Source organism: Iodidimonas gelatinilytica (assembly GCF_008579125.1).
GTDB classification, from domain to species: Bacteria; Pseudomonadota; Alphaproteobacteria; order Sphingomonadales; family Rhodothalassiaceae; genus Iodidimonas; species Iodidimonas muriae.
The window spans coordinates 190,536-209,358 of the sequence record NZ_BKCL01000005.1; the positions used below are offsets into that span (position 1 = coordinate 190,536).

An 18,823-nucleotide genomic window follows, 5' to 3' on the forward strand; every position below is an offset into this window, starting at 1 on the left:
AGCTATCGTGAGAAAGGAGCAAAATAAAAAGCACCCTTTTAAATCACCTCAAGCATATTGAAGGGTAAAAGCAGCGATGAAATTGACCGATGAGGAAATTCAACAACGGATCGTCCTGTTCGGACGCTATCGCTGATAAGGACATCGCTTCATTGGTCCGCTAAAGCTTCCCGGCGAGCTTTTTCTCCAGATATGCTTTTAATGCCACCGCATTATTATGCTCGGTGTCCTTTGCCCCATAAATCAAGGTGATGCGGCCTTCGCGGCCCCATTCCAGAAGCTGGTCAATGGCATCGGAACACCCATCCAGTTCCTTGAAATACCGCTCCTTGAACCCGTCCCATTTTTGCGGATCATGGCCGAACCATTTACGCAAACCGGTACTCGGAGCCAGATCCTTCAACCAATGATCCAGCGCCAGATCATCCTTTGACACACCGCGCGGCCAGATCCGGTCCACCAGAATACGGCAACCATCCCCATCTGCCGGATCGTCATAAGCCCTCTTGAGGCGGATATCGAGGCCGGTCTTATCCTTCGCCATCAGAGACATCACCATCTTCAACCGGCCCCGAAAGGATCTTACGGCCGGTAAACATGGCAGACACCAGCGCGCCACCGCTTCGGATCTCGGTAACCACCACGGCCAGAATATGCAAAACGACCATCGCTGAAATAGCGTAAAACGCATAATAATGGGTGGTGATGAAAGGTTTTCTGAAGGCCCGCATCTCGTCATAGGCAACGGGGTCGTACATCTCTTTTGCGCCGGGTAACAGGCTGGACGGATCAACGCCATCCGCGGCAATCCATTGCGCGATCCAATGGCCAAAAGGCGCAAAGAAAATATCCGTTCCGGCCAGCACCAAACCGGTGACGGCCTGTGCAAAAAGCAACGCGAATAAAAGAGTGACACTTAAACGGCCAAGGGGATTATGGCCCAGATAATGCTTGGGCTGCCCGTGGGAAGCCCCGCCGATATAATCTTGTACCGCCCGCACATAGCCTTTTCCGCCCGGAAGAATTCCCCGCCAGCTGCTATAGCGATTACCGAAAAATGCCCAAATCAGGCGAATGAACAGATTGATAGCGAACACATAGCCAAACCATATATGAACCTCTTTCAAAAGGATCTTTCCCGCAGGTCCAATCTGGAATTCCTTGGCATATAAGATAATCAACCCAAGACCGATAAGCCCCAAAACAGAGATGGCATTAATCCAGTGAAACCACCGTGTCGGCTTGTCCCAAACACGATATTCCTTCAGATCACTCTTGGGCATAACAAGCCTTTCCTCACCTTGAGTAACACCATCTCCGGTTTCAAGGCCGCAGTTTATGGATTGGGACGCGGCGTTTCGGCTGTGCTTGGCGGCAAAACAGGATAGACAATCCGGGGCTGATCGCCGGTCAGGCTATGCAGAAACGCGGTAATATTCTCCACATCATCCTCGCTCAGGTCGATCCCCAGCTGAGCCGTACCCATCACCCGCACGGCCTGCTTTAGATCCCACACTTTCCCCGTATGGAAATACGGCGGGGTGAGCGCGATATTGCGCAATCCCGGCACCTTGAAGACGAATTCATCTTCCGGCAATTGGGACACATCGAACCGGCCCTTGTCGCCGGGTGGCAACAGATCTTCCCCCGGATTTTCAACCACACCGAAGGGCTGGAACTGCTCGCCCCCCAGATTGATGCCGCTATGGCAAGCCACACAGCCATTATCCATGAACGCCTGAAGCCCGGCTTTTTGCTGAGCATTAAGCGCCGTCTCGTCCCCATTCAGATACTGGTCAAACGGCGCATTGGGGGTAATCAGCGTCGCCTCGAACACGGCGATGGCTTTTTGCACATTCTCGATCCGGATGGGATCTGTATCATCGGGGAAAGCAGCCCTGAAGGTTCGTGATAGCCGGGGATACCGTCCAATTGCTCGACCACGTGCCCCTCTGTGGTGGCCATTTCAACGGGATTGACCAACGGCCCACCAGCCTGTTCTTCCAAATCCGCCGCCCGGCCATCCCAGAATTGCGCGAGATTGAACACCGCATTAAACACGGTGGGAGAATTGCGCGCCCCGGTTTGCCAGCTCTGCCCCAAAGAGGTTTCTTGCAAATCAACACCGCCCATGCCCACCACATGGCAGGAATTACAACTGATATTATGGGACTCGGACAGACGCGTATCGAAATAGAGCATCTTGCCCAATTCAATCTTCGCAGCACTTGCCGGATTACCCTCCAAGGCGGGCGGCTTGGCCGGGATCGGTTTGAAAAAATCCTGGGCCACGGCCATCAGATCGTCGGCAGCCTGCGCGGAACCCGCCACCAAAAAAGCACTCAACAAGCCCGATAAAACCCGCTTCTGCATTGTCCGACCCTTTCTGAATTCCCAATCTGTTCTATAGAAAAGCTACAACAAAACCTTGATGTAGATCAAATCGGATAAGGACGATGCGCCTTGCCGTCCTGCCGTCAGCCCGCCACATAATCCGACCAGTGGGCCAATAAATGCTCTCCATTGCGCAAAGACAGCGCATAAAGCGTAAAGGTGGGATTCACCGCCCCGGCCGTGGGATAAAGCCCGGTTCCCGCCAGCACCAGATTAGGCACGTCGTGGCTGCGGCCATAACGATCAACCACCGAGCGCTGCGGATCGTCTCCCAGGGGGGTGCCGCCCATCATATGCGCTGTTGCCAAAGGCCCCGCCCAATAATCGCGCGCACCGGCAGCTTCCATAACCGCCAGCCCTTCTCGCCGCGCATGATCGCGCACCGCCAAAGCATCCCCGTCAAAGCTGTGGATAATGCGCACCCGCCGCCGGTTATGGCGATCACGGTCATCGGAAAGCATGATGCGGTTTTCAGGGCGCGGCAGGTCTTCGCCCATGGCCAGCATATTGGCCATATGTTTGCTGGCCCGTTCCATGAAATGTGACAGATCCTGGCCGAAAAGATCGGCGCGGCTGGTGGCAATACCCGCCAGATCATTGGGCTTCATGGCCGGGGCAATCAGCCATTGATAGCTGCCAAAGCCTTTTTCCCGGCTGTCTTTTTCATAGCCATCGCGGCAAGAAAGCTGCGCGCCCGATACCCCCAGATACGGGTCTGTTTCCTCATCAAACAGGCCGTATATCCCTCCCAAAGAATGGGTCATGAATCCCTGCCCCACCAGCCCGTTGGAATTGCCAAGGCCCAAAGGCCAATCGGCAGAAGCGGAATTGAGAAGAATCGCCGGATTATGCACCGCCGAAGCCGCCAATATCACCAGATCGGCCCGTTGCTCGTGCAGATGTCCTGAAGCATCGGCATAGACCACGCCGGTCGCCCTGCCCTTATGGGCCAACACCCGGATCACATCCGATTGGCTGCGAAAGTCCGCACCTGCCCTTTTCGCTTCGGGAATATCACGCACAAGCGGATTATAAAGCGCACCAATGGGGCAGCCCGCATCACACCAGCCATCATAGATGCAGGGCGCGCGCCCCTTATACCATGTGGAATTGATCGCCATGGGCATGGGAGCGGTGTGCATCCCCAAGGCTTTGAACCCGCGTTCCAACACATCCGCCTGCCCAAAGCGGGCCAAGGGCGGCATGGGATAAGGATCCCCTTCAGGCCGCCAGATTTCCGCTTCCGCATCACCTGAAAGGCCCACATCTTCTTGAATACGATCATAAAAGGGGCGCAGCTCCGCATAATCCAGCGGCCAGTCCACTGCCCGGCCATAAAGGCTTTTGACCTTGAAATCGCTCTCGTCAAAACGCGGCCAAGTGCCATAATGATGAAGCGCTGCGCCGCCCAAACCCCAGCCTGCATTAAAGCCATAGCCAAAGGGATGCGTGCCGGTAGACGCAACAGGTTCGCCACCCCAGCGCAAGCGCCGCGACCAGATCTGGCTGCTGATCAGGTCCGCCATTTCCCATCCGGGGCCGGCATCCAGAACCACCACCGATTTTCCCGCCTGCGCCAACAGCCGCGCATAAAACGATCCCGCCGCACCCGCGCCAACAATCAGCGCGTCTACCGCCTCATGTTTTTGTGCCGCACTCACCAGCGGTCCTCCGGCTCGATATGGGCAAGATAAGGGATATCCAGCCCGTCAAACCCTGCCATGGTGCCATAGCGGACATCCACCGCATCGGCGCGCAGGACAAACAGCACCAACGCCGATGGTGGTCCGACCCAATCGGGAATGGCATTATTCGCCATTGCCTCCACCAGTTTTGACGCCTGTTCAGACGATAATGTGTGAAAGGCCCCGCCATAGCGTGCCTGAGCGGCTTTGTTGGTGGCCGCCAGCGCGGAACGATAGAAGGGCTCCCAAGGCGGCGCTATATCCAGATAGCGCACAGTCAAGAGACTTTCCGCAAAAGAACAGCTCAGCTGCGCATCCACGAAATGGGCAAGGCCCGCACTGGCGGACCCCGGCACCAGAGCCTCTCCCATCGCATCCAGACACCGGATTTCCGCATCCTTGAGCAACCGGAACGCAGCCTCTTTGGCCCGCGCTTGTCTTGGTGTCAGCAAGTGTGTGCGTCCGGCGACGGCAAACAGCATAGCCCCGCTCGCCGTCGCTTTCAGTAAGGCGCGGCGGGGATAGGTCATGTCTTGCGCCCTTTTTCCGGCGAACGGGAAAGGCCGGCCAGTTTTTCCGTCAAAGCCTGCCCCTGATCGTCAGCCAAAGCGGCGGCGCGCAATTCGGCCAAAAGAGCCGCCCCATCAGCGCGGGATTTGAGCATGTCCACAGCCCCCATCAGGCGATTGAAATTTCCCAATCCGCGCGCATGAGTATCGCCATAGCCCTTCACCAGATTTTGGCAGCGGCCAATTTCCAGTGCCAGATCATAATGCGATCCGGCCAAATCTTCGATGCGCGCCAGCCAGCGTTCGATGCGGGCCTGTTCCTCTTGATACCGCAGGGTGGACCGGCGGATACGGCGCAAGGCAGACAGGCTTTTCAAAAGAAAAAAGCCGCCCAGCTTGGTGCTGTGGATATACCGGCCCTTCCGACAGAACCGCCCCACAAACTTGTTTATCCATGGTGTATCGAGAACCATATGACCCAAAGGGGCTGGCAAGCTATCGGCTATTTCGCGCACCCTTGGGTGCATAAATTCCGTCAGATAAACAATCTGGTCCGGCTTGGCGCGAACTTCCTTGCGGGCGCGGTCAAAGCGACTGCTCCGGGTTTTCAGATCGGCAACACGGATGGTGTCTTCATAGCTCATCCACAGGGCCAATTGCCGGGCCACCACCCCACTCAGTTGAAAGCCGCGTGCCCCGTCATCCGATCGCGCCACTAAAGCCAATCGGTCCAGATAAAGCCCCGCATACGCAAGATCTTGATAATCAACGCAACGGCGCGCGCTTCCACCGCCAGATCATGCACAGCAGGCGGCAATTCAGCGGGAATACGGTTCAACATATCGCGCACGGCTGCGGGCTTTCCTTCCGCCAAGGCCAAAGACGCCGATTGAAGCTGTGATTGATGCGGCAAGGGCGATGATGGTGAAGGCTCTGCCCCATGTGCGCCGCCAGCCACATTCTTTCGGGCCAGATCATAGGCTGCGTCAAAGGCAGCCAGATTGGCTTCCAGCATCCGTCCCCCTTCACGGAGGGTGTCTTCATACGCCTCGCGGGGGAAAGGCAATGCGCCGGCCCCCGCCAAGGCCCCGAACAGCGACGAACTGATCACGCTTCCCACCGCTTCGGCGCTTGCCTTCATATCAAAGGCCACCAGATGTTTGGCATGGGCGCGTATGGCTTCCAGCACCGTTTGCGCATCGGCGGTCCCGTCTCCCATGGCCGCTTTTTCGCTGATGGCATAATCCCGATGGGTCGATGCAATGAGCGTGGTGCGGTCCGCGGTCACGAAGCCCCGGCTTACGGCCCGGCCCGCTTCCATCAACTCCGATGCAATCACAATATCCACATCACCGGGCATGGGCATCAAAGCCAGAACCGGCGGACGCCCTGCTTTTTTGGCTTCTTCGTGCGGAAACAGCTCAAGATAATAAATGGTTGCACCCGTGCGCTGCGCCACGCCGGGAACAGAGGTATATTGCGCCAGATACCCGCAGCGTTCGGCCATTTTAACGATCCAGCCAGACAGCACGCCGCCGCCTTGGCCGCCAAGGGCGGAAATGGCCAAAGTGATGGGGCGCGGCCCGTTTTTCATAGGATCAAAAGGCATGACGGCTTCGCCCCTTTTCAGAACGGCGTTCCACCCACTGGATGATCCGCGCCCGCATTTTCGCCATAAAACGATCCCAACGGCCGGGATTCTGGATCACATCGGCGCGGTAGAAACTGGGGCACAACACGGCGGCATGGGCCACCTCGCCACACAAGCCGCAACCCACACAGCTATTGTCCACGGCGGCGATCGGATCTTCCCGCAAAGGATCGGGATTTTCGCGGATGGTCAGCGAGGGGCAGCCGGACAAACGGATGCAGCTATGATCGCCGGTGCAGCTATCGGGATCGATGCCAAAACGGGTGCGCACAAGGCGCTCGCCGCTTTTCAGCTTTTTCGCCAGCAGTGGTTTTTCACGGCGCTGGCGGTTCAGCATACATTCGCCTTCCGCCACGATCACCTTGGGGCCTTTTTCCGGTGTCGTAAGGGCATCGCGCAAGGTATCGCGCATTTTTGCCACATCATAGCTGCCCACGGTTTTCAGCCATGTCACCCCCACGCCGCGCACGGCACTTTGGATGCTGTGGCCGGTGGATTTGCTTTCACGCTTGCCACGGCTTGATAAAATATCCTGCCCGCCGGTGGCGGCTGCATAGTTATTGTCAACAATCAGCAACACATTGTCGTTCTTGTTGAACACCGCATTGCCCACACCGCTAGACAGGCCATTATGCCAGAATCCGCCGTCCCCCATCACTGAAATGGTGCGCTTGTCCGATTGGGTGTTGAAGGCGGAGGCCCCCGCCCAGCCAAGGCCATAGCCCATGGTGGTATTGCCGATATTGAACGGCGGCAGGATTGAAAACAAATGACAGCCAATATCGCATGATACATGGAACGGGCCCATCTCCCGCTCCAAAAGCTTCATGGCGGAAAAAACCGGCCGTTCCGGGCATCCGGTGCAAAATCCCGCCGGACGGGGCGGCAAAAGCGCATTCAAATCGTCCAACGCCGGACTGTCTGGATGTTTGGGACGATTATGGCCCAGAGAACCGGCAGCCCCGAGGCTTTCTCCATGCGTCTTCATGAAGGCCGCAATGCCTGCGTGCAGAACCGCGCCGGTATATTCCCCGGCCATGGGCAGCACGTCCTTGCCCACGATCCGCGTTTCCAGATCTTGCTTGCGTAAAATGCTATTGACCGCCTGCTCGATATAATCCGGCTGGCCTTCCTCGATCAAAAGCACCGCTTTCTTATCGGCGCAAAAGCCGACAATTTCTTCCGTAATCAAGGGATAAGTGACATTGAGCACATAAATTGGCAGCCGCGCCTTGCCAAAAACATCGGACAGGCCTTCCACCTCCAAAGCGCGGATCAGATTATTATAAAGCCCTCCCTGAACGATGATGCCCACATCACCGGTGGCGGCGCCCAAAAATTCGTTCATCCGTCGGGATTTGATAAAGTCGATCGCCGCAGGCCAGCGCTTGGCCACTTTTTCCTGTTCATGGGCAAAATTGGCGGGCGGCAATACGATACGGCCCGTATCGCGCACCGGATTTTCCATGGCATCGCGCAAGCTAAAGGTGGCGGCGCGGTTATCCTTGGCAGTGAATGATCCATAAACATGGCAGGTGCGGATACGCAGCTCCAGCATCACCGGCGTATTGGAGGCCTCGGACAACTGGAAGCCCAATTCCACCATATCCACAATGCTGGCAAGATTGGGGCGCGGGTCCAATAGCCACATCTGCGATTTCATGGCAAAGGCATGGCTGCGCTCCTGCATGATCGACGAGCCTTCGCCATAATCCTCGCCGATAATTACCAATGCACCGCCGGTGACCCCACCCGATGACACATTGGCCAAAGCATCGGATGCCACATTGGTGCCAACGGTGGATTTCCACGTTACCGCGCCGCGCAAGGGATAATTCACCGATGCCGCAAGCATCGCCGCAGCGGACGCTTCAGAAGCGCTGGCTTCAAAATGGATGCCCAGTTCCTGCATCAAGGGTTCGGCATCGGCCAGCACATCCATCAGATGCGATATGGGAGCCCCCTGATAGCCTCCCACATAAGACACGCCGGATTGCAACAGCGCCTTGGTAACAGCCAGAATACCTTCACCATGGAAGATCTCGCCGTCCCCGATCCGAAGGGTTTCTACCTCTTTTGCAAATGACCGTTCCGCCATGATTTGCCTTTCCGGCCTTATGGTTTCAGCTTTTGGGGACCAAAGCCAGCACCCGCACCGGCGAGCCAGAGCCACGCACAATCTTCAAAGGCGGGGCAATCACCACAGCGCCCGTGGGCGGAAGTTTGTCCAGATTGGTAAGGCTGGCCAATCCAAATTTATTCGCCCCGTGCATCAGGCTATGGCACGGAAACATGGGGTCAAAATTGGCCGCTTGCCCCGCATCGGTTCCCACCGTTTCCACGCCCACGCTAGAATATCGCGTTCTTGAGCCAGAAATTTCGGCGTTTCGGGATGAAAGCCCGGCGTATGGGGGCCGTCTTCATGCGTGTTCAAAAAGGCTTTCGGATCGCGCCTTTTCGACCAGCCGGATCGCACCAGAACCCAGGAATCCTTGCTGATCCGGCCATGGGTTTTCTCCCACTCTTTCACAAAATCCGGTGTCAGCAGAAAATCCTCATCCCGCTCTACCTCCGCCACCACATCAATCACAAAGGCCGGACCGATAAACCGCTCCACCGGAATGGTATCGGTGGCATTGTTTTCATAATCCTTCCCCGTCACCCAATGGATCGGGGCGTCGAAATGGGTGCCGGTATGTTCACCGCATGCGAATTTATTCCAATACCACGCCGGTCCACGATCATCATATTCGCTGATCACATCAATGCTGAAGCCGGGCGATGCGGCAAATTGAGGAGGCAATTGCAGGGTCGGCGTTTGCGGTTCCAAAGGCTGCGTCAAATCGACCACGGTGATACGGCTGTCTGAAAGTGCTTTTGCCAGATCCATAAGCGTTTGTTGCGACACAAGGCATCTCCCTTTTATGGTCCTTTATGGACGAAAGGATTGGCGCACATCACCCACCCCATCCACATAAACAGATTAACGGCATCATCGCCAATGCCGCAATTTTAAAGTTAAACTATTTTTCTGATATGGCCTTATGGCGAAACATTTGGAAGGCGCAAGCCGCGCTCTTCCAGGATGGGCAACACAGTATCGCGGAAATACGGAAACTCTTCCGTATAATTCACAAAGGCCAATGTGGTGCCGCCAAAGCCCGTTTCATGAAGCATACATATCTTGTCCGCCACCTGTTCGGGCGTCCCCACAAGTGGATAGCCCCCATGCCCTGCCGCCATCCGGTCACGGATCAACTTCAACAGATCATGGGGAAAGCTTTGCGCATGGGCGAATTGCAAGCGGATCAGATTGTCTACCGCCGCCCAGTCTGCATGGGTTTTGGCATAATACTCATGATAATCCCGCGCGGCCTTTTCCGTTGGGCGGCACACCACATAGGAAAAGGTCAGCACATCCACATCCCTGCCTTTTTGCTGCGCCATGTCCTTTAATTCGGCGATTTCCTTTTTCGACCGATCAAGATCAATGGCCGGAGTGAAAAGGAAATTGGCATTGCGGATGGCAAAGGCCCGGCCTTGTTCGGACCCTGCGGCATTGATAATGGGAGGAATACCGGCCCAGGGTTTCGGATCGGAATGAACGCCCTTCAAGTGAAAATAGCGTCCGTCCCAGTCGAAAGCCCCGGCTTCGCTCCACAATTTATGCACGATGTCATACCATTCCTGCCCATAGCCATAACGGGTTTCATGGTCATCTGGCAGGCTTAACCCCATGGCTTTATATTCCGGTTCGTTCCACCCGGCGACGATATTCAACCCCGCACGCCCCTTGCCGATATGGTCGATGGTGGCGATTTGCTTTGCCGCCACCACCGGATGATTGAAAGCCGTGTGCAAGGTGGCAATCACGGAAATTCGTTTGGACAAGGCCAAAAGCCCTGCCGCCCATGTCATGGTTTCCAACACATTGAAATGAAAGTTCGTTTCGCCGCCATAACCGATCCAGCGCGCGATGGGCAGCATGAAATCAAGACCCGCCGCATCGCACATCTCGACCAGTTTGCGGTTATTCTCCCATGAATTGTCCCAGCGTTCGGGCACTTTCGTTATCGCCATACCCGAAGAACAATTGGCCGAAAACGTGCCCAGCTTGAAATGATCGTTCAAGAGCAAACGGTTGATTGCCTGTGTCATGCTCCCCCCTTACCGGTCACAGCGCATAGCGCACGCTCAATCCGATCCAGCGCGGGGGCCGGAAGGAAATTTCATTACAACCGCACAAGGTGGCCAGATCGAAGCCTGAATCCCCGCCTTGGCATTGGTGAGATTTTCCACCTTCAAAGCCGCTTCCCAATGGCCATCATCACTGGCCCAGGCAAGCCGGGCATTGGCGAAGAAAAAGCTGTCGAACTTATCGGCATCGAAATTGCGCAAATTATAGAAATAGCTGTCCGACCAGCTAAGATCGCCCATCACCGACAACATGCCGCCAAAGGCCGCCCATTCATAACGGGCCATGCTGGAAAACTGGAATTCCGGCGCATAATTGGGCTTGGCATTAATGGAGATCGGACCATCCACCCGCAAAGGCACATCTTTCACCGTGGCATCGAGCCACGAGCCTGCAAGACGGAAATCAAAACCTTCAAAGGGCGAGGCCACGAACTCCACATCAGCCCCATAATATTCGGCATCGGCATTGATCACCACACCGGACACGCCGGTAAACAAGAACGCCTGATAGTCGTTATAATCATAATAGAACAGATTGGCGTTCAGCCGGGCGGTGTTATCCAGAAGCTGGGCTTTGAAACCGGCTTCATAGCTCCACAACACCTCTTCATCATAGGGAATGGCGCTGGTGGGAACGGGAATACCGCCGGCCAATTGGGCATTGAAGCTGCCTGCTTTCACCCCGCGTTTCACCGCGGCATAAATCAACAGATCCTCATTCGGGGTATATTCACCGCGGACTGTCCCCGCCCATAAGGTATCGCTGGTATCATCCGTGAAGGCTTCCGGCCCGTTTGGCCCGAATACCGGGCCAATGGGGATCGGGGTGCTTGATTGATCTTGCGTGAATCCTGTGTCGGAAAAATGGCCTGCTGAAAGCGGTAATCCTTTTCTTCCTGAATGATCCGTCCGCCCAGAATAAACGCAAATTTCTCGGAAATCTGATAGTCCATATGGGCAAAGGCGGAATAGCTGTCGGTGTCCAGATCAGCAAGGGAACTCAGATCGAAAGGTGCCCCGGGAACCACACTATTGACGGGGAATTTCAACCCGTTATCGGAGTGATTGTCGATATTGAGATAAAATGCCCCAAGCACCCAATTGGCTTTTTCGGTGGTGCCGTTCAGGCGCAATTCCTGCGTGAAACTGGTGGCATCAACACCCGCGAAATTTGCAGATTGATTGACCGGCGCTGAATCCACATCAATGAACAACAGCTTTTCATAGTCTTTGTAATCGCTGATGGATGTAAGGGTGATGCTGTCGCTGATGTCCCACTGGATATTGTTATTCACCCCCCATGTATCTGTGGAATTGGCATCATCGAAAGCGAAATCGCCTGAAAAGCTGAAGCCTTTGCCATCGGGATCAAGATAGCCAAAGAAATCACCACCGGGCGCAAACCGTCCGAAAAATTCCGCGCCCGGCGCATCATCGCCACCAAACAGCCCGTTATTATCCAGATCGGTGCCAAGATCCACCCCACCCGGCCCGATGGTGGCACGGCTTTCCCCGGGGGGCACATCAATCACATTGACCAATTCATTGGTGCCATTCACATCTTCAAACACCGCAATGGTGGGCTTGGATTGGAACGGTCCGGTGCTCAGTCGGCTACGCTCCACATTGGCTGAAACCCGCCAATAAAAACTGTCTGTGGGCTGATATACGACCGTGAATCGCCCGGCCAGCGTGTCATCATCCCCCAGATTGACGCCAGCCCCCGGCCCCGGCGAGCCGCCAACGGCGCCATCGGGATAATTGTTTTTCAAATACCCCCCATGCTTTGAAAACATCACAGCACCGCGCGCGGCCAAATGCTCGCCCAAAGGCCCGCCAAGGGCGGCTTCGATGCGTCCGCCATTGGCATGGGCGGGCGAATCGAAAAAGCCGTATTCCGCATCCACATAGCCTTCAACGGAATCGAATGTCGGCTGGTTGCTGAGATAATGCACAAGACCACCGGTGGCATTGCGGCCAAATAATGTGCCTTGCGGGCCTTTCAGGATTTCCACCCGATCAATATCGAATACCGCGAAGGTCTGGGCTTGGGAAATAGCAATATAACCCTCATCCAAATAGGCGGCATTGGGAGCTTCAACGATATCGTTGAAATCATTCTGGGTCACACCACGAATGGTGAATTGGGTATTCTGCCCCGCCAGATTCCCCGAAATATGAACCCCCGGCGTCATGGCGGCGATATCATAGCTTTTTTCAACGCCATATTCGCGCATCTGCTCGCCCGAAATGGCTGTAACGGCAATGCCCACCGATTGCAGGCTTTGTTCGCGTTTCTGGGCAGTGATAACAATTTCTTCCAACAATCCGCCGCGTTTTTGTTGTTGTTCTTCAGGCGCTGCAGATTGCTGGTCATCGGATGAAACAGCTTGGGCCCAACTCATATTCAAGGGTGCAATCGTCGCCGCCAGAACGGCCACAGCCGAAGCCTTGCATAAAAAGCGGCCCTTCCCCCTGCCCCTGCGATTCTGGCACTTCTGCTCTATATTTATCATCTGCATTTTCCCCTTCCTCACCCAAAGAGTCGTTGATCCGGGCCGCGTCACCGGCCTCATCTTTTGGTGCCGCACATTTTCTGTGCTTATGGGCCCCATCGAAATTTATTTTAAGTTCAAAATTATTTATCTGTCAAAATTTATATGTAAAATATATAGCTGCAGCGCAGCAAAAGCCCCGTTTCACGCAATTATCTTGCGTTCTTTGCGGGAATACTCCCTTTGTCGATTTTATTTTAAACATAAAGTTTTTTATTTGACCCGATGCGCCCGCCCCCATACCATCAGGGCCTAATGCAAATCGGAGGGATGGGATGAATATCATCTGCCTGGGGGGCGGGCCTGCGGGCCTTTACTTTGCCTTGTCCATGAAAATCCACAACCCGGATCACCAGATCACGGTTTATGAGCGCAACAAGCCCGGCGATACCTTTGGCTGGGGCGTGGTGTTTTCAGACCAGACCATGCAAAATCTGCGCGACAATGACCCCCAGTCCGCACAGACCATCCTTGATGAATTGGCCCATTGGGACGATATCGACGTTCATTTCAAAGACCAGTGCATCACATCGGGCGGTCATGGCTTTTGTGGTATTGGCCGCAAGCGTCTACTCAATATTTTGCAAGACCGTTGCCGCGAAGTGGGTGTGGAGCTGGTATTCGAGCGGGATATGTCGCCGGATCTGGAGCAGTTCAAGGATGCGGATCTTATCATTGCCTCTGACGGATTGAATTCAAAAGTCCGCACCGCTTATGCGCAATATTTCAAACCCGATGTGGATATGCGGGCCAATAAATTCGTTTGGCTGGGCACCCATAAGCTGTTCGATGCCTTTACCTTTATCTTCAAGAAAACCGAGCATGGCTGGATCTGGGTCCACGCTTATCGCTTCGATAAAGACACCTCCACCTTCATTGTTGAATGTTCCAATAAAACCTATGAAGCCTTCGGTTTTGACCGGATGAGCCAGGATGAAAACTGCCGGGCCCTGGAAGCGCTGTTTGCCGACCATCTGGATGGCCATGCACTGATGAGCAATGCCCGGCATATTCGCGGCTCGGCATGGATCAACTTCCCCCGTATTCTGTGCAAGAAATGGTACCATGACAAAGTGGTTTTACTGGGGGATGCCGCCCATACGGCGCATTTTTCCATCGGATCGGGCACCAAGCTGGCTTTCGAAGATGCCATAAGTCTGGCCAATGTTTTGAACAGCAACGATCTGTCCGTGCCGGATGCTTTGGCCCAGTATCAAGAAGAACGCGAAGTGGAGGTTTTGAAGCTGCAAAGTGCGGCACGCAATTCCACCGAATGGTTTGAGCATGTGGAGCGCTATACGGATTTTGATCCCATGCAATTCGCCTATTCCTTGCTGACCCGGTCCCAGCGGGTGAGCCATGAAAATCTGCGTTTGCGTGACCGGGATTGGCTGGAAAATGTCGAGCGCTGGTATGCCTGCAAGGCCGCTGGCACCGATAAGAACAAGGCCATTCCCCCCATGTTCACGCCGTTCAAACTGCGGTCCATGGAACTGAAAAACCGTATCGTCGTCTCGCCCATGTCCATGTATAGCGCCGATGATGGCACCATCAATGATTTTCACCTGGTCCATTATGGGGCGCGGGCCATGGGCGGCGCGGGCCTTGTTTATACGGAAATGACCGATGTTTCCCGTGACGGACGCATTTCGCCGGGCTGTGCAGGCATGTATAAGCCGGACCATCTCGCCGCATGGAAGCGGGTGGTGGATTTTGTCCATAGCCATAGCGAGGCGCGCATCTGCATGCAGCTTGGCCATGCAGGCCCCAAGGGTGCAACGAAAGTCGGTTGGGACGGTTATGATGTGCCGCTGGACGAAGGAGCCTGGCCGATCATCGCCGCGTCAGACGTGCCATGGAGCCCTCAGAACCAAACACCAAAGCCCATGGATCGTGCCGATATGGACCGGGTCCGCGACGACCATGTGCGGGCCGCCAAAATGGCCGATGAAGCCGGATTCGATATGATCGAGCTGCATGCCGCCCACGGCTATTTGATGTCCAGCTTTCTCACCCCGCTGATGAACACCCGCACCGATAGCTATGGTGGACCGGTGGAAAATCGCCTGCGTTATCCGCTGGAAGTCTTCCGCGCCATACGTGCCGTGTGGCCCGACCACAAACCCATGGCCGTGCGTATTTCCGCCTGTGATTGGGTCGAAGACGATGGCATCAGTCCGGAAGATATTCTGGCAATCAGCCGCGCATTTGCCGAGGCGGGGGCCGATCTGATCGATGTATCGGCGGGGCAAACCTCCCCCGAAGCCAAGCCGGTTTATGGCCGCATGTTCCAGACGCCTTTTTCCGATCAGATCCGCAATGAAGCGCATGTGGCCACCATGGCCGTGGGCAATATTTACGAGATCGATCATGTCAATTCGATTCTGGCCTCTGGCCGGGCCGATCTCTGCGCCCTTGGGCGACCGCATCTGCTGGACCCGAATTGGACCCTCCGCGCCGCAGCGGAACAAGGCTATCACGGCGTTGCTACCCCCAAACCCTATCTTTCGGGATTTAGCCAGCTTGAACGCAATCTCGCGCGGGCCGCGGAAATGGCCGCCGATATGCTCGAGATAAAGGCATGACCGATCTTGCCAGACAGCATGCGGTCGTCACCGGCGGCGGGACCGGCATCGGGAAAGCGATCGCAAAGCGCTTGGCCGATGCGGGGGCGGCCATCACCTTGATGGCCCGCGATGAAGAGCGGCTTCAGGCCTTGGCGTCAGAGCTTCCGAAGGCTCAGGCAATCGCGGTGGACATTTGCGATGAAGCCGCTGTCGCCACTGCATTCGAGCAGGCGGCCAAACGCTTTGGACCGGTGACCATTTTGGTGAACAATGCGGGCATTGCCCCCAGTGCACCCTTATCCAAAACCAGCTTCGAGATGTGGCGCAAGGTGATGGCGGTCAATCTGGACGGCGTGTTCTTGTGCAGCATGGCTGCCCTTGCCGGCATGAAAGAGCACGGTTTTGGGCGCATCATCAATATTGCCAGCACCGCCGGATTAAAGGGTTATCCTTATGTCAGCGCCTATGTGGCTGCCAAACACGGGGTCATCGGGCTGACACGAGCCATGGCGCTGGAACTTGCCCGCACATCCATCACGGTGAATTCTATTTGCCCCGGCTTTACCGATACGGATATCGTAAGGCGCTCTGTTGACATCATAATGAAGAAAACCGGCCGCACGGAAACCGAGGCCCTTGCCGAACTCGCAAAGGACAATCCGCAAAAGCGGTTGATCACACCGGACGAAATCGCCGCACAAGCACTGTGGCTCTGTTCGTCTGACGCAGGTTCGATAACGGGGCAAGCCCTTGCGATTGCCGGAGGTGAGGTAATGTGAATGACCCATCAACCAAAGACTTTTCCTGAAAAGCTGGGGGGGGCGCCCCATAGCAAGCAGTCTTTGCGGCTGTGGTTGCGGATGCTGAGTTGCACCATCCTGATCGAAAACACCATTCGCAACCGGCTGGCAGAGCAATTCAGCACCACCTTGCCGCGCTTTGATGTGCTGTCCGCCTTGGAGCGCCACCCCGATGGACTGACCATGGGAGAATTGTCGCGTTTCCTGATGGTTTCCAATGGCAATGTCACCGGCCTTGTATCCCGGCTTGAAGCGGACGGTTTCGTGGTCCGCAGCCGCGCCCCCAAAGACCGCCGCACCCATTATGTGAAGCTGACCGATAAAGGCATGGAACAATTCAAGGCCATGGCTCATGTGCACGAAAACTGGATCGATGAAATGTTCGCCAGCATATCGGTGGAAGAAGAAAACCGTTTGATGGACGATCTGCGGCAGGTGCAAAATTCCGTCATCCGCAGCAATCCGGAGAAAAACCCATCATGACATCGCAAAAAGCAGAGCCGGGCCAAATCCTGTGGGACATCAAAGACCGGGTGGTCACCGTTACCCTGAACCGTCCCGACCGTAAAAACCCACTTACCTTCGGGATTTATGCCGATCTGCGCGACCGCTTCCGGGCGCTGGCCTATGACGACCAGATCAAGGCGGTGGTTATAACCGGCGCGGGCGGAAATTTTTCTTCCGGCGGCGATGTGCATGAAATCATCGGTCCTTTGACAAAGATGGACATGCCGCATTTGCTTGAATTCACCCGCATGACCGGAGATCTGGTAAAGGCCATTCGCGCCTGCCCGCAGCCCGTGATCGCCGCGGTGGACGGTATTTGTGTGGGCGCCGGGGCCATCATCGCCATGGCGTCCGATCTGCGTTATGGCACGCCGGATTGCAAAACGGCGTTTCTGTTTACCCGCGTGGGTCTTGCGGGCTGCGATATGGGAGCCTGCGCCATTCTGCCGCGCATCATCGGACAAGGGCGCGCCTCGGACCTGTTGTTTTCCGGCCGGATAATGCGTGCAGAGGAAGGCGAACGCTGGGGCTTTTACAATCGCCTCGTGCCTGCAGCCTATCTTTTGGCCGAAGCACAAAAAACCGCTCATATGCTGGCCCATGGCCCCACATTTGCCCATGGCGTCACCAAGAACCAGCTGAATATGGAATGGGATATGAGCCTGGATGCCGCCATCGAGGCCGAAGCACAGGCTCAGGCCATCTGCATGCAAACCAAAGATTTCGTGCGCGCTTATGAGGCGTTCGTCAAAAAGGAAACCCCGATTTTCGAGGGCGATTGATGTCAGATAAAAGTTTTCTCGATTGGCCGTTTTTTGACGATCACCACCGCAGCCTCGCCCATGATCTGGATGTCTGGGCGAAACAGGAGATCGCGCCTTTAGAAGAAGCCGCCCATGAAGATCAAGCGGCGGTGGACGCACTATGCGGCACCATTCTGGGCCGCCTCGCCGCGGCCGGATGGCTGCGTTATGTGGTGCCGAAAGCCCATGGCGGGATGTTTGACACGCTGGATGTGCGGTCCTTGTGCCTGATCCGCGAAACGCTGGCCCGCCATTCGGGATTGGCGGATTTCGTATTTGCCATGCAAGGGCTGGGAAGCGGCACCATCAGCCTGTTTGGCAGCCCCGACCTACAAGCCCGTTACCTCCCGAAGTGGCCGAGGGAAAAAAGGTGGCGGCCTTTGCACTATCGGAGCCGGATGCAGGATCGGATGTGGCAGCCATGCGCACCACCGCCACCCCCATATCGGGCGGTTATCTGGTCAATGGCGAGAAAACATGGATCTCCAATGGCGGGATCGCGGATTTCTACACCCTATTTGCCCGCACGGGGGAAGCGCCGGGGGCGCGCGGCATTTCCGCCTTTGTGGTGGATGCCCAAACGCCGGGGCTATCCATTGCCGAACGTATCCCGGTGATCGCCCCGCATCCTTTGGCGCGTTTGTCCTTTAAAGATATGATGGTGCCACAGGAAAACCGTCTGCATGAGGCCGGATCGGGCTTCAAGGCGGCCATGGCAACGCTGGATATTTTCCGCTCCACCGTGGGGGCTGCCGCCCTTGGATTTGCCCGCCGTGCTTTGGAAGAATCCAGCCACCGCGTCACCAACCGGCATCTGTTCGGTGCCCCCATGGCCGCGTTGCAACTGGTGCAGGCGCAAATCGCCGACATGGCTTTGGATATTGATGCCAGCGCGCTTTTGATCTACCGCGCCGCATGGACAAAAGATGTCAAGAAAACGCGGGTAACGCGGGAAGCGGCCATGGCCAAACTTTATGCCACCGACCATGCCCAAAACAGCATCGACAAGGCCGTGCAGATTTTTGGCGGCCTTGGTGTGCGCTCTGGCCATCCGGTGGAAAAGCTCTACCGCGAAATCCGTGCCCTGCGCATTTATGAAGGCGCATCGGAAGTGCAAAAGCTGATCATCGCCCGACAGGTTCTGGAACAATAAAG

12 protein-coding genes and 4 pseudogenes are annotated in these 18,823 nt (G+C 55.8%); 5 read left to right on the plus strand and 11 right to left on the minus strand.

Annotated elements, in window-relative coordinates; translation table 11 throughout:
- Window positions 1-160: 160 nt before the first annotated feature.
- From JCM17844_RS08820 to JCM17844_RS08875, 11 genes and pseudogenes are all read right to left on the minus strand, one after another.
- A complete protein-coding gene (locus tag JCM17844_RS08820) occupies window positions 161-544 on the minus strand; it encodes a DUF488 domain-containing protein (RefSeq protein ID WP_210431671.1) in 384 nt (127 codons plus the stop codon).
- Window positions 531-1,283, minus strand: coding sequence for a cytochrome b/b6 domain-containing protein (locus JCM17844_RS08825; RefSeq protein WP_150000614.1), 753 nt, complete (start codon window positions 1,281-1,283; stop codon window positions 531-533). Before JCM17844_RS08825 ends, JCM17844_RS08820 begins: the two co-directional genes overlap by 14 nt.
- A 53-nt stretch (window positions 1,284-1,336) precedes the next feature.
- Window positions 1,337-2,373 (minus strand): annotated as a pseudogene (locus tag JCM17844_RS17270) (cytochrome-c peroxidase).
- Between the two features lie 104 nt (window positions 2,374-2,477).
- The gene (locus JCM17844_RS08835; protein WP_150000615.1) at window positions 2,478-4,055 is read right to left on the minus strand and encodes a GMC oxidoreductase; all 1,578 of its coding nucleotides are present in this window, start codon (window positions 4,053-4,055) and stop codon (window positions 2,478-2,480) included.
- Complete coding sequence (locus tag JCM17844_RS08840) at window positions 4,052-4,609, minus strand: gluconate 2-dehydrogenase subunit 3 family protein (RefSeq protein ID WP_150000616.1); 558 nt, start codon at window positions 4,607-4,609, stop codon at window positions 4,052-4,054. The genes JCM17844_RS08835 and JCM17844_RS08840 overlap by 4 nt, the downstream gene beginning before the upstream one ends.
- Window positions 4,606-6,182, minus strand: a pseudogene (locus tag JCM17844_RS17470) (indolepyruvate oxidoreductase subunit beta family protein). The gene JCM17844_RS08840 and the pseudogene JCM17844_RS17470 overlap by 4 nt, the downstream one beginning before the upstream one ends.
- A 4-nt stretch (window positions 6,183-6,186) precedes the next feature.
- Window positions 6,187-8,337 (minus strand): ferredoxin family protein, encoded by a 2,151-nt coding sequence (locus JCM17844_RS08855; protein ID WP_150000618.1) that lies wholly within the window; start codon window positions 8,335-8,337, stop codon window positions 6,187-6,189.
- 25 nt (window positions 8,338-8,362) lie between these two features.
- Window positions 8,363-9,129 (minus strand): annotated as a pseudogene (locus tag JCM17844_RS08860) (cyclase family protein).
- A gap of 152 nt (window positions 9,130-9,281) precedes the next feature.
- Entirely contained in the window at window positions 9,282-10,397 is a 1,116-nt protein-coding gene (locus JCM17844_RS08865) for an LLM class flavin-dependent oxidoreductase (protein ID WP_150000619.1), read from the minus strand.
- A 36-nt stretch (window positions 10,398-10,433) separates the two neighbouring features.
- The gene (locus JCM17844_RS08870; protein ID WP_307725800.1) at window positions 10,434-11,258 is read right to left on the minus strand and encodes a TonB-dependent receptor domain-containing protein; all 825 of its coding nucleotides are present in this window, start codon (window positions 11,256-11,258) and stop codon (window positions 10,434-10,436) included.
- Entirely contained in the window at window positions 11,141-12,841 is a 1,701-nt protein-coding gene (locus tag JCM17844_RS08875; RefSeq protein ID WP_210431677.1) for a TonB-dependent receptor plug domain-containing protein, read from the minus strand. The genes JCM17844_RS08870 and JCM17844_RS08875 overlap by 118 nt, the downstream gene beginning before the upstream one ends.
- A gap of 425 nt (window positions 12,842-13,266) precedes the next feature.
- Here JCM17844_RS08875 and JCM17844_RS08880 point away from each other — a divergent pair, with 425 nt between their 5' ends.
- The 5 genes and pseudogenes from JCM17844_RS08880 to JCM17844_RS17275 all read left to right on the plus strand — a co-directional run bounded on the left by JCM17844_RS08880 (window position 13,267) and on the right by JCM17844_RS17275 (window position 18,821).
- Window positions 13,267-15,576 (plus strand): bifunctional salicylyl-CoA 5-hydroxylase/oxidoreductase, encoded by a 2,310-nt coding sequence (locus tag JCM17844_RS08880; RefSeq protein WP_150000622.1) that lies wholly within the window; start codon window positions 13,267-13,269, stop codon window positions 15,574-15,576.
- Complete coding sequence (locus JCM17844_RS08885) at window positions 15,573-16,337, plus strand: SDR family NAD(P)-dependent oxidoreductase (RefSeq protein ID WP_150000623.1); 765 nt, start codon at window positions 15,573-15,575, stop codon at window positions 16,335-16,337. Before JCM17844_RS08880 ends, JCM17844_RS08885 begins: the two co-directional genes overlap by 4 nt.
- The gene (locus JCM17844_RS08890) at window positions 16,338-16,841 is read left to right on the plus strand and encodes a MarR family winged helix-turn-helix transcriptional regulator (RefSeq protein ID WP_150000624.1); all 504 of its coding nucleotides are present in this window, start codon (window positions 16,338-16,340) and stop codon (window positions 16,839-16,841) included.
- Complete coding sequence (locus JCM17844_RS08895; RefSeq protein ID WP_150000625.1) at window positions 16,838-17,647, plus strand: enoyl-CoA hydratase family protein; 810 nt, start codon at window positions 16,838-16,840, stop codon at window positions 17,645-17,647. The genes JCM17844_RS08890 and JCM17844_RS08895 overlap by 4 nt, the downstream gene beginning before the upstream one ends.
- A pseudogene (locus JCM17844_RS17275) lies at window positions 17,647-18,821 on the plus strand (acyl-CoA dehydrogenase family protein). Before JCM17844_RS08895 ends, JCM17844_RS17275 begins: the two are co-directional and overlap by 1 nt.
- Window positions 18,822-18,823: the final 2 nt, after the last annotated feature.

What these genes read in the sequence shown, in the direction of transcription:
- JCM17844_RS08820 (WP_210431671.1), bottom strand. Translation starts at nt 544, where the DNA reads ATGGCGAAGGATAAGACCGGCCTCGATATCCGCCTCAAGAGGGCTTAT.
- JCM17844_RS08825 (WP_150000614.1), bottom strand. Translation starts at nt 1,283, where the DNA reads ATGCCCAAGAGTGATCTGAAGGAATATCGTGTTTGGGACAAGCCGACA.
- JCM17844_RS08840 (WP_150000616.1), bottom strand. Translation starts at nt 4,609, where the DNA reads ATGACCTATCCCCGCCGCGCCTTACTGAAAGCGACGGCGAGCGGGGCT.
- JCM17844_RS08855 (WP_150000618.1), bottom strand. Translation starts at nt 8,337, where the DNA reads ATGGCGGAACGGTCATTTGCAAAAGAGGTAGAAACCCTTCGGATCGGG.
- JCM17844_RS08865 (WP_150000619.1), bottom strand. Translation starts at nt 10,397, where the DNA reads ATGACACAGGCAATCAACCGTTTGCTCTTGAACGATCATTTCAAGCTG.
- JCM17844_RS08875 (WP_210431677.1), bottom strand. Translation starts at nt 12,841, where the DNA reads ATGAGTTGGGCCCAAGCTGTTTCATCCGATGACCAGCAATCTGCAGCG.
- JCM17844_RS08880 (WP_150000622.1), top strand. Translation starts at nt 13,267, where the DNA reads ATGAATATCATCTGCCTGGGGGGCGGGCCTGCGGGCCTTTACTTTGCC.
- JCM17844_RS08885 (WP_150000623.1), top strand. Translation starts at nt 15,573, where the DNA reads ATGACCGATCTTGCCAGACAGCATGCGGTCGTCACCGGCGGCGGGACC.
- JCM17844_RS08890 (WP_150000624.1), top strand. Translation starts at nt 16,338, where the DNA reads ATGACCCATCAACCAAAGACTTTTCCTGAAAAGCTGGGGGGGGCGCCC.
- JCM17844_RS08895 (WP_150000625.1), top strand. Translation starts at nt 16,838, where the DNA reads ATGACATCGCAAAAAGCAGAGCCGGGCCAAATCCTGTGGGACATCAAA.